Raw genomic sequence first — 10,586 nt, 5'->3', positions numbered from 1 at the left:
GATGACAAAGCCGCCGCACACCCCGATCCATGTTGAACTTGTCGCGGTGACCGAGGCGATCCGTTCGCGGGTCGTGGCCCTTCAACTGGCAGCGGGGCAGCACGATCTGGTCGCCTCCAATCAGGACTCGCTCCTGGAAGCCGACGAGGATCCCGATGCAAGGCCCAGGGCCATTCTTGTTGACGGCAATCTGGTCGGGTTCTTAATGTATGATGCAAGCAGTGAACCGGCCACCGCACAGCTTTACCGGTTGATGATCGACCGGCGCTACCAGGGCCGAGGTTATGGTTTTGCTGCGATTGAGGCTTTTCTGACGGAAATCAAATCGATTGCAGCCGTAAACCAGGTCAGCATCTGCTATGAGCCTGAAAACCTTGCCGCACGCCAATTATACGCGAAAGCGGGCTTTGTTGAGCAAGGCATTGACGCGGATGGTGAGATGATTGCCATCTTCGGTTGCAAAGTGTGATGACCGACGATTTGGCACAGCTCTGTCGGGATGGCGTTTCGCTCGGCTATCGCCGGGTTGAGCCGGGGATACGCGCTTGTCGGTGGCAGGATGCCGTGATCGGGCTCACCGTCGGGTGCGCCGATCTGGCCCGATAACGTTGTCGGATCTCTGGCCATGATAAGCAAGTCGTGTCGCAGCCATTGGCAGGTCGGCGGATTATCGGGCGCTGGGCGTCGATGTGGAGCCGGCTTTAAGATTGCCTGAGGAAATCCGCGCTCTTGTCAGGCCCACAGATGATAAAACCCCGCAAGGCGCTGACGGGGCCCTGATGGACAGGCTGCTGTTTCGCGCCAAGGAAGCTGTCTTTAAGGTAGTGTTTCCGCTCGAGCATGTGATGCTGAAGTACGAGGATATCTGGATTGATTTCGTCCAAGGTCGTGCGGAGACAACGACAGGTCGAGGCGTGGAACTGGGATACGCGCTGAATTTTCTGATATGGGTGCTGGCTTATCCCAAAGGGCATAAGACACTGTAATGCGTGAGCCCAGCGCTTGTTTGGTCGACTGGTGGGCGTGGGGCACGCAAGAAACGGCGTGGAAACAGGGCTGGCGCCGGCGCCAAGCAGTTGACCTCGGCATGCCGGCGGCGACGGGTTTTTGGGGCGCGCCTTGACGATATCACGCCCCCCGGACGATCAGCGGTGAAATTTGCGGCCGAGATTTGCAACCGCCGCATCGATCCTCTTGGCATAGGCGGCAATCCGTTGCCAGAGCCAGATCATCAGGCAGAGCATCAGGCCCCAGGCGATGACCACGTCGGATAGAAAATGCGCTCCAAACATCACCCGATTGAAGGCGGTGAAGCAGGCGACGGGCAGCATCATCGTCAGGGCAGAACGCCGCCATTTTTTCGGAACGAACACAATCACCGCCAAGCTTGCGGCAGCGGTTGCTGCTTCCCCGGATGGAAACGAGCAGTTGCGATTGCACTGGCCGGCAACCTGCCACAGCGGCGTGAACTCAGCCGATCCGCCAAATTCGATCAGGCTGCGCGGTCGCGCGCGTCCGATAAAATTCTTGAGCGCCTGGACGGTTAAAAACGGTCCGAGCAGGAAGGTCAGCAACACAAACAAAATCTTGTGGGGCGGCAGATGGCGGAACCGGTGCGGGTGGATTGCATAGAGAAATGTGAAACCGACCATGCTTGAAAGCAGGTAGATAGTCGCCCGTCTGTGACAATCCCTTATGGCGAGCAGCAGGCTGTGATCCGACAGAGGAAATGCGTGCCCACGCGCAAAAAAGCGACTGACAGCCAGATCGAAGGCAGGAAACAGGATAAAAATAAAACTGGATAGCAGAAGGATCGTAAGGACCTGGTTTGCCCAGACTGTTGATGGGCCATCCTGGAGGATCCGATCGGAGGGGGAAGGGGCGTGTGACGCTGCGTCTTGCATGGAACCGGCCTTGAAAATGGACACGGCCCGATCTGACTGCTCATTGTCAAGAAACGATGGAGAATGCATCCGCGCTTTGTCGAACGCGACCGCCACAGCCTGTAAGCGACGGGAAAACGTCTGCCGACAAATTGCGGGCGGATGGTTTCTGGGCCATAAGTCTGACGCGAACTGGGGTTTTCGATGGTTGTCGCGGGATATGGGGGATCTGAGAATGGAGAACAGTCTTGTTCTGATCGTTGAGGACGAGCCGGACATTGCCCATATTCTCAGTGCCTATCTCGAACGCGAGGGCTATCGCACGGTTCGGGCCGGCGATGGCGAAACCGCCCTGCAGCATCATGCGTTTCTGTCACCCGACATTGTCTTGCTCGATGTCCGCCTACCGAAGCTGGACGGGTTTTCCGTGCTGGGCCGTTTGCGGCAATCCCATAACACGCCGGTGATCATGGTAACCGCTCTGGCTGAGGATCTCGATCGCTTGAGCGGGCTCAGGCTGGGTGCCGACGACTATATTGTCAAACCTTTCAATCCGCAGGAGGTTGTGGCGCGGGTCAAGGCGGTGTTGCGCCGGAGCCAGGGAGAGCTGGATCAGACCATACGGCGGTTTGGCAATTTCGAGGTGGATTTCAAAGCCTATACGGCCTTTGTCCATCAAGGGAAAGGCAGGGTTGCTTTACAGCTGACTTTAAGTGAGTTCCGCATCCTCGCTTATATGATCCGCCGACCGACCCATGCCTTTGAAAGGGCGGATCTTTTGGATGCCTGTCTGCCGGAGAGTGAAGCACTGGCACGCACCGTCGATACCCATATTTCCAATCTCCGGCGCAAGGTCGAGGAACTGGGTCAGGTGGGCTTTTTCTGCGCGGTACGCGGTGTCGGCTATAGGTTTTGTGAACCCAGATGAGGATACCCACGCTCTCACTTGCAACGCTGACCGCGTTGATTATCACGGCTATGCTGCTGCTCAGTGTCGGTTTGGCCTATCTGGGCGTCAACTGGTATTCGGCCTATCTTGAGGCGGGACTTTTACGGCAATTGCCCGCGGACGCCGCATCCGCTTATCGCGACATGAATGCGGGCATCGTCCCTGACACGAAGGCGCTGCAGGCTCTGTTTGATCAGCTCAACGGGTTTTCGGAGCCACTGGATTGGCATCTTTATATGTCGGTGCTGGTGTCGGGACTGCTGTCGGCATTGATCTGCAGCGCGATTGGAATTTACCTGGCCCGGAAAATCGCCCGACCGCTTGAACAATTGACCCGGGTGGCACAGGTTCTGGAGGGCGGCGATTTTTCGGTCCGCATGCTGCGGTCGCATCGCGGCACGCGCGAGGTAAAAAGCCTGATCGAGAGTTTCAACGCGCTTGCAACCAGTCTGGAGACCATGGAGCAGCGGCTGCGCTTTAACACAATGGCTGTTGCGCATGAATTGCGCACGCCGCTGACAATCTTGCAGGGAACCCTGCAGGGCATGGTCGACGATGTCTTCCCGATGGAGAAAAAGGCGCTCGCCAGCCTGCTTCTGCAGGCCGAAGGCCTGTCGCGGATTGTTGAGGATCTCAGGACGCTGTCGCTGGCGATCGATCAGCAACTGGTGGTGCAGAGAGAGAAAACTGATCTGGCCGCGCTGATTAATGCGGTGGTTGCATCTGCGCGTCCGATGCTGGACGCTCACGGCATGACGGTGGAACGCTCGCTTGCGGGGCATGTCGCATCGGTCGACGCGCAACGCATCCGGCAGGCCCTTCTGGCGTTGATTGAGAATGCCTGTCACTATGCGGCGGGTGGCGGCAGGTTGCGGTTTGAACTGGCGGTAGAAAGCGGTGAGGCCAGGCTGCGGGTCCTCGATCGTGGTCCGGGCTTTCCCCCGGATATTTGTGCGCGGGACCCCAAACCGTTCCTCCGCGGAGAGCCGTCGCGCTCACGCGCGACCGGCGGGACAGGATTGGGGCTTTCGGTCGTTCAGGCAATCGCTGTCGCGCATGGTGGGCGTTTGCAATTGACAAACCGGCCGGGTGGGGGTTCCTGCGCATCGCTGGTCATCCCGGGCCAGTCGGACTAGGTTTGCCTTGCAGCTTTTGTTCGGGCTCTAAGCGGCCTCGATGTCGCGAACCGGCGGATTACCGTAGAGGCGGCTATATTCGCGGCTGAATTGCGAGGGACTTTGATAGCCGACGCGATGGCCGGCGGTTCCGGCATCCATCCGCTCGACGAGCATCAAGCGACGGGCTTCGGTGAGACGCAATTGCTTTTGATATTGCAGCGGCGACATAGCGGTGATGGCTTTGAAATGGTGGTGGAAGGAAGAGGCGCTCATATGCACATATTCCGCGAGATGTTCAACGCGCAGCGGCATCGCGAAATTCTGCCTTAACCAACCGATGGAGCGGGCGATGCGGTTGGCGTGACTGTCAGCGGTGGCGATGTTGATGAGGCGCTCTCCATCGGACCCCGCCAGCAGGCGATAGAGAATCTCCTGTTCGATGAGGGGCGCCATCACGGGAATTTCCGCCGGCGTATCAAGAAGGCGGAGCAAGCGGATTGTTGCATCAAGCAGTTCAACGGGTGCCGCATTGACCGCGATGCCGGTTTGGGCCGCCGAGGTGTCGGATTTTCGACGCAGATCCATGCGACCGAGCACATCGACCAGTTTCTCGCTGTCGATTGCCAACGACAGGCAAAAATGCGGCGCCTCGGCACTGGCCTGAGACACGCGCCATGTCACCGGCAGGTCGAGCGAGGTGACAAGATATTCGCCGGTCGCGTAATGAATGGTCTTAGCACCCAGTTGCAGCGATTTTGCCCCTTGGAGCACCATGGCAAGACAGGGTCGGTAACTGCCGTGACAGGGCGTGCTGGGTGTCGAGCGCCGGCTGAGCGACAGACCATCGATCGCCGTACGGATTTCCCCGTCTGCCTTGATGTGCCGCGCGGCCAGCGATGCGAGTTCGCGATAGGCTTGTTCTGAAGATGTCATGACGGCCTCATGATTGCTTGTTCCAGCAGAACCCATAGACTGTCGGGAAGCAAGCTGCGAGTAGCATAGGGCAATTTTTGCAGGATCGTGCAAGAAGCTTGCAGGATCGATCTACCAGCTTGCCGCTACAATCCGCATAGTGCAGCGTCCCTTTCCGACGCCCATCCTATTTTATGATTGGAGTTTATTATGGCTATTGCAAGAGGCTATGCTGCCACCGATGCCGATCAGCCGCTGGTTCCCTTCACCTTCGAACGCCGGGAGCCTAACGCCGATGATGTTGTCATTGCGATCCAGTATTGTGGCGTTTGCCACTCTGATATCCATACGGTGCGCAATGAATGGAAAAACGCCGTCTATCCGATTGTGCCCGGTCACGAGATTGTTGGTGTGGTGACGGCGATTGGCGCCAATGTCAGCAAGTTCAAGATTGGTGACAAGGTTGGCGTTGGCTGTTTTGTCGATTCCTGTGTTGGCTGCGCGACGCGCGATCTTGACAATGAACAATATCTTCCGGGTCTGGTCCAGACCTATAACACCTTTGATCGGGATGGTGTGACGCGGACCCAGGGTGGCTATTCTGACCAGATCGTGGTCAAGGAGGGCTATGTCCTGTCGATGCCGGACAACCTGCCACTGGATGCCTCGGCACCGTTGCTTTGCGCCGGTATCACACTCTATTCCCCTTTGCGACACTGGCAGGCGGGGCCAGGCAAGAAGGTGGCGATCGTCGGAATGGGCGGTCTTGGCCATATGGGTGTCAAACTGGCCACGGCAATGGGTGCAGATGTCACCGTGCTCAGTCAGTCGCTTTCCAAGAAAGAGGATGGGCTGAAGCTTGGCGCCAAGGCCTATTACGCCACCAGCGATCAAAACACTTTCACAACGCTGGCCGGAACGTTTGATCTCATCATCTGTACGGTCGGGGTGGCGATTGACTGGAACGCCTATCTGGGCCTGCTCAAGATCAACGGGACCATGGTGGTTGTCGGCGTCCCCGAAGACATGGTTCCCCTCCATGCCTTCTCGCTTGTGCCCGGACGTAAGACACTGGCGGGGTCAATGATCGGTTCGATCAAGGAGACCCAGGAAATGCTCGACTTCTGCGGCAAGCACAATATTGTTTCGGAAATCGAGATGATTGCGATGAAGGACATCAATGAAGCCTATGAACGCGTGTTGAAGAGCGACGTCCGTTACCGCTTTGTCATTGACATGGCTTCGCTTGACGCGTGAGCTCCCAAAGGCGGCCGTAATGGCCGCCTTTCTGCATAAGTTATTGTCGATATTGCCACGATTGCTTTAAATGGGTTTCGCTTGCCGCATGTTCCACAGTGAGCCTATGGGCCCGAATGCGCTTTGACACGAAAAACATCGACCGGAGAGCTGTCATCAGAAGCCGGGGTCGTGCCTGAGTGGTCCATGAAAAGCCTTGGCCCATCGACATCATAAAGGAGAACGGTCAGCCGTTCCTTACGCGCCCGTACCGAGAAGGCTCTTCCAGAGTTTTTGACGTCACAGCGCCACTTGTGTCGGAAGAAGAAAATCAATCACGTCACGGTCGTGCATTTCAGCGATGCGCGCGGCGCGTTCCGCGGGGTGTCCGACAGCGCTGAGGCCGCCAGCGTAAAGTCTGATGATTGTCTTAGCCAAATTGGCTTCGTCATATGTGCGACCGCTCTGGTGGAGCATGATGGACGCAACGCAAAAATATCGCCTCATGGCGTCGAGCTCTTCGGATGCGTCAACTTTGCTCAATTGTTGAAACAATGGCATTTTACTTCGCCGGGTCGCTACAGAAGTTCAGCCGCCGCGTGTGACGTGCGAACAGGAATTCGGCGTAGCCTATCGACCCTTATGTGCTGCTGTGACATGTCTCGCGACATCCGGCAGAGCCATCCCTCACGCGAGGAATGGGTGCACTCTGAACAAAGGGAGGGGGGACTCTTTTAATTCAGAGTGCTAGCGCTTGCAAAATGGACGAAAGCAAGCGTTCGCTGCTTCAATCACATTCGCCATATCGAGACAACCGTAACAGTGTGGGAGCTATATGAGTGGTTGACCGCTCGGCTTCGATCCAAAAAAACGGGGATTCGCTGCCGTCTTGTTGCGGCAGGGTTTGATCAAGCAGCCGCTTGGCCGCCTGGTGAACCGCGCGACCAAGGCTCTGACAAAGATCGCAGCCGCTCGTTATGGTTGGCTGAACAGACCGCGGAAGCGGGGTTTGACTTGGGAATGTGAGGCTACTGTCAGTCTGCAATGAGAACCATTGCTGCGCGACGCAGATTGTTGGCCATTGTGTTGACGACCATGGGCTGCAAAGTTGACGGAGAAGCGGGTCAACCATGAGGCGGTCCAATAAGCGGCCATAACTAGGCAAGCGGCGGCGGGATCCGCCGCCTCTTTCGGTCTTTCTAGGCCTCCTGCACCATGGCTTGAACTTCAATCAGTTTAAAGCAAGATTATGCAGCAAATTAAATCAGTTAGAACGACCTTTCTGCGCCCAAGCGGGCGCAGGGCGCTCTAATGCGTTCCGACGGCTTTTCCATAGACGCGGATGACGTTTCTGACGGCTTCGACCATCAGGGCACGTGGCGTGGCTTCAACCTTGCCGGCTGCAACAGCCGGGTAAAGCGTGCCGAGATATTGGCTGATCAGCGTCTGCGGAATCTTGCGGCCTTCAAGACGCTTGAGCAGCGCATTGACCGCAGCTGTAGCTTGCGGATGCGGCCAGTAATAGCGAATGCGGTCACTATAGGAGAAATGGCGCTGAAGACGCAGCTCTTCCGCATCGCCATGATAATATTTCTCCCAATTCTTGGGCTCGTTGAGAAGTAGCTTCTCAAGCTTGCCACGAACGGTTTCTTCCTCCGGCAGTTTGTCCAGGAAAGCTGCAATCTGATCCAGGCCGTAGAGTGCTTCACGCAGCGCGAATGTCAGGCCCGGTCCGACCTTCAGAATGGCAAACCCATCATGGACCAAAGCCGACAGCGCCTCAACCGGCTGATAGTCGGTCGAATGGGCTTCAAAGACGAATTGCGGTGTTTCGTTGAGAACGCCGCTTAAAGCGGTCGCCTTGTTGCTGTCGTAATAGACAACGTTTTCATTGCCGAATTCCACGCCCGGCTGCACCACGACCCCGATGGCACGCGCGAATGCATCCTCTAAACCCAGAGCTGCAAAAGCCGTGCGATGAATGGCAATGGTTTGAAGGGCGGCATCGGGCTTGGTCAGTTCCAGATCTTCGATTTCCTCCATCGCGCCGCCCGGGATAGGAACTTCCGTGCCCACAATATAGACAGGAAGATCAAAGCCGGATCGAGCGGCCGCTGTTTCAGCAACCTTGGCAAGACGGGCCGCGCGTTCAGCGGTCACGGCATCAGGCAGTGCAAGCGGTTCCCCTTTGCAGCCCATGGAGGTGTCGAGGTGGATTTTGGTGAAGCCTGCACGCACAAAGCCCTCCATCATCACTTCGGACTTGGCCATGGCTTCTTCAGCGCCAAGATGCTTCCACGGATTGGGGCCGAGGTGGTCGCCGCCCAGAATAAGGCGGCCTGTGTCAAAGCCGAGACGCGCTGCGATGTCTTCGACAAAACGGCGGAAATCAGCCGGGGTCATGCCGGTATAGCCGCCATCCTGATTGACCTGATTGCAGGTGGCTTCGATCAGAACCTCGGTGTTGGTTGCAATGCCTTCAAGAAGGGCTGCTTCGATGACCAGAGGATGTGCCGAGCAGATCGAGGTGATGCCTCCCCGCGCGCCGCTGGCGTAAAGGGCTGGGAGATTGCGTAGGGTTTGGGTGTGATGCATCAACGGGCTCCGGCTGTTGCGATGAAGGTTTCTATTTGTTGAAGCGTCGAGGTTCCTTCCATCGGCCCCTTGACGCCAACCGCGCGCGCACCGGTCGCATTGGCGATTTCGAGCGTCTGTTCTGCGGGCATGCCGCGCAGCCAGCAGGTGACGAAGGCGGCACCGAAACTGTCGCCCGCACCGGTGGGATCGACTTCCTCGACCTTGAATGCCGGGGCAAAGATTGTCCGGTTTCGATCAAAGAAATGGGCACCTTGAGCCCCGCGTTTGATCACGATGGTCTGAATGCCGCGCTTGAGCAGTTCCGCGACGGCGGCCCGCTCATCGGTCGCCTGGGTAAAGAGGAAGATTTCCTCCCCGCTCGGCATGAACAGATCACAATTGTCGAGTGCATGCAACAAGGCTTCGCGCATGCCGGGCAGCTCGAGCATTTCCTTGCGGATATTGGGATCGAACGAAACGGTTCCGCCTTTGGCCTTGATACGGATGGTGGCCTCATGGATAGCCTCGACGATTGATTCAGAAAACAATGCCGAGCCCATGACGTGAAGGTGGTCGGCGGTTTCGATCAGGGCTTCGGCTTGCGGCGTCATGCCGATGGCGCTGCAGGCTGAGTGTTTGATATTGAAAATGAAATCGCGATTGCCATCGGGCCGATAGCGAACGAAAGCGCTGCCGGTCGCAGCCGTTTCATGCAGGCCGATCGCAGAGATGTCGACACCGTCACGCTGTAGCCGTTCGATGTTCAGCGCGCCGAAGTCATCGCGACCGACCGCGCTGACCAGGCCGCAGGGCTGGCCCATTTTGGCGACCTGATCGATGAAAATGGCCGGCGCGCCGGAGGCGAAAGGGCCGATGAGTGGGATTGGCTGTTTGAAACCAGTGCCGGTTTCAAGGGCCATGATCTCAACCACGATTTCCCCGATAGTGATGATTTTTTTCATTGTGGGACCCGCTATGTGCGCACTTGCTTGGAACGGACATCAAGCCAGACTGCCACGAGGATGACGATGCCTTTGACGATGAGCTGATAGAAATAGGGAACCGAGAGCATGTTCATGCCATTGTTGATCACGCCAATGATCAGCGCGCCGAGGATGGTGCCGACCATGGTTCCGACGCCGCCGGCTAGCGAGGTGCCGCCCAGAACAACGGCTGCGATGGCATCGAGTTCATAGCCCATGCCGGCATTGGTTTGGGCGGAAGAAAGCCGCGATGACAAAAGGATGCCGCTGATGGCCGCCATGATGCCCGAAAGCATGAACACGATAATCTTGATGCGGTCGACGCGGATACCGGAATAGATTGCGGCCTCCCTGTTGCCGCCGGCCAGATAGATGCGGCGTCCGAACACGGTTTTTGACAGCAGGACGTAATTGACAAGAAAGAGAACGCCGACGATCCAGATAATGATCGGCAGGCCCAGAAAGCTCTCCGATCCGATGGCAAGCCAGGTGTCGTTATCGATGATCTCCGGCGCGCCGTTGGTCGGAAGGCTCACGGTGCCGCGATAGATACCCATTGTGGCGACGGTGACGATGAAGGAAGGCAGCATCAGTTTCGCAGACAAAAGTCCGTTCAAACCGCCCATGATCGCGCCGGCGGCCAAGGTCAGAAGGACAGTGGGTGCGAAGCCGAAGCCCATTGCAAAGGCCTGGGCCGCCACCATACCGGACACCGCAATGATCGAGCCGATCGACAGATCGATCTCGCCGAGCAGGATGACGTAGGTCATGCCATAGGCTGCCACGGCGATGACCGCGACCTGCTGCATGATGTTCATGAAATTGTTGAAGGCCATGAAGCGCGGATTTAACAGCGCGAAGACGACGCAGAGCACGATCAGCGAAACGACGATACCGCCATATTGCCGGATCATCGGCGAAGAGAACA

The 10,586-nt window shown here is 57.3% G+C and carries 11 protein-coding genes; 5 read left to right on the top strand and 6 right to left on the bottom strand.

Translation table 11 applies throughout. The features are described 5' to 3' along the window. Position 1: 1 nt before the first annotated feature. Positions 2–469, top strand: a complete 468-nt coding sequence (locus QBD00_RS22045; RefSeq protein ID WP_318580542.1) for a GNAT family N-acetyltransferase — start codon at positions 2–4, stop codon at positions 467–469. 238 nt (positions 470–707) lie between these two features. Beyond that, a complete protein-coding gene (locus QBD00_RS22040) occupies positions 708–986 on the top strand; it encodes a hypothetical protein (RefSeq protein ID WP_151095213.1) in 279 nt (92 codons plus the stop codon). Positions 987–1,145: 159 nt separating this feature from the next. Here the strand turns inward: QBD00_RS22040 and QBD00_RS22035 are convergent, their stop codons facing one another. Continuing rightward, positions 1,146–1,928 (bottom strand): phosphatase PAP2 family protein, encoded by a 783-nt coding sequence (locus QBD00_RS22035; RefSeq protein ID WP_191793909.1) that lies wholly within the window; start codon positions 1,926–1,928, stop codon positions 1,146–1,148. 190 nt (positions 1,929–2,118) lie between these two features. Here QBD00_RS22035 and QBD00_RS22030 point away from each other — a divergent pair, with 190 nt between their 5' ends. Both QBD00_RS22030 and QBD00_RS22025 read left to right on the top strand, forming a co-directional pair. Beyond that, complete coding sequence (locus QBD00_RS22030) at positions 2,119–2,811, top strand: response regulator (RefSeq protein WP_151095217.1); 693 nt, start codon at positions 2,119–2,121, stop codon at positions 2,809–2,811. Beyond that, the gene (locus QBD00_RS22025; protein ID WP_318580541.1) at positions 2,808–3,968 is read left to right on the top strand and encodes an ATP-binding protein; all 1,161 of its coding nucleotides are present in this window, start codon (positions 2,808–2,810) and stop codon (positions 3,966–3,968) included. The genes QBD00_RS22030 and QBD00_RS22025 overlap by 4 nt, the downstream gene beginning before the upstream one ends. A gap of 27 nt (positions 3,969–3,995) precedes the next feature. Here QBD00_RS22025 and QBD00_RS22020 read toward each other — a convergent pair whose 3' ends face one another. Then, on the bottom strand, positions 3,996–4,883 hold the full coding sequence (locus tag QBD00_RS22020) for an AraC family transcriptional regulator (RefSeq protein ID WP_151095221.1): 888 nt from the start codon (positions 4,881–4,883) through the stop codon (positions 3,996–3,998). Positions 4,884–5,072: 189 nt separating this feature from the next. Between QBD00_RS22020 and QBD00_RS22015 the strand changes: the two genes are divergently transcribed. Then, positions 5,073–6,119, top strand: a complete 1,047-nt coding sequence (locus QBD00_RS22015; protein WP_151095223.1) for an NAD(P)-dependent alcohol dehydrogenase — start codon at positions 5,073–5,075, stop codon at positions 6,117–6,119. Between the two features lie 279 nt (positions 6,120–6,398). Here the strand turns inward: QBD00_RS22015 and QBD00_RS22010 are convergent, their stop codons facing one another. From QBD00_RS22010 to QBD00_RS21995, 4 genes are all read right to left on the bottom strand, one after another. Then, on the bottom strand, positions 6,399–6,659 hold the full coding sequence (locus QBD00_RS22010) for a hypothetical protein (protein WP_151095225.1): 261 nt from the start codon (positions 6,657–6,659) through the stop codon (positions 6,399–6,401). A gap of 747 nt (positions 6,660–7,406) precedes the next feature. Further along, positions 7,407–8,693 (bottom strand): D-tagatose-bisphosphate aldolase, class II, non-catalytic subunit, encoded by a 1,287-nt coding sequence (locus QBD00_RS22005; protein ID WP_191793911.1) that lies wholly within the window; start codon positions 8,691–8,693, stop codon positions 7,407–7,409. Further along, a complete protein-coding gene (locus tag QBD00_RS22000; protein WP_191793912.1) occupies positions 8,693–9,637 on the bottom strand; it encodes a sugar kinase in 945 nt (314 codons plus the stop codon). The genes QBD00_RS22005 and QBD00_RS22000 overlap by 1 nt, the downstream gene beginning before the upstream one ends. A gap of 11 nt (positions 9,638–9,648) precedes the next feature. Beyond that, positions 9,649–10,572 (bottom strand): ABC transporter permease subunit, encoded by a 924-nt coding sequence (locus QBD00_RS21995; RefSeq protein WP_318580551.1) that lies wholly within the window; start codon positions 10,570–10,572, stop codon positions 9,649–9,651. Positions 10,573–10,586: the final 14 nt, after the last annotated feature.

This window comes from Ochrobactrum sp. AN78, assembly GCF_029909885.1.
Classification (GTDB): domain Bacteria; phylum Pseudomonadota; class Alphaproteobacteria; order Rhizobiales; family Rhizobiaceae; genus Brucella; species Brucella quorumnocens.
Note: the sequence above shows the minus strand (reverse complement) of the source record. Positions and strands in the feature narration are given on the sequence as shown.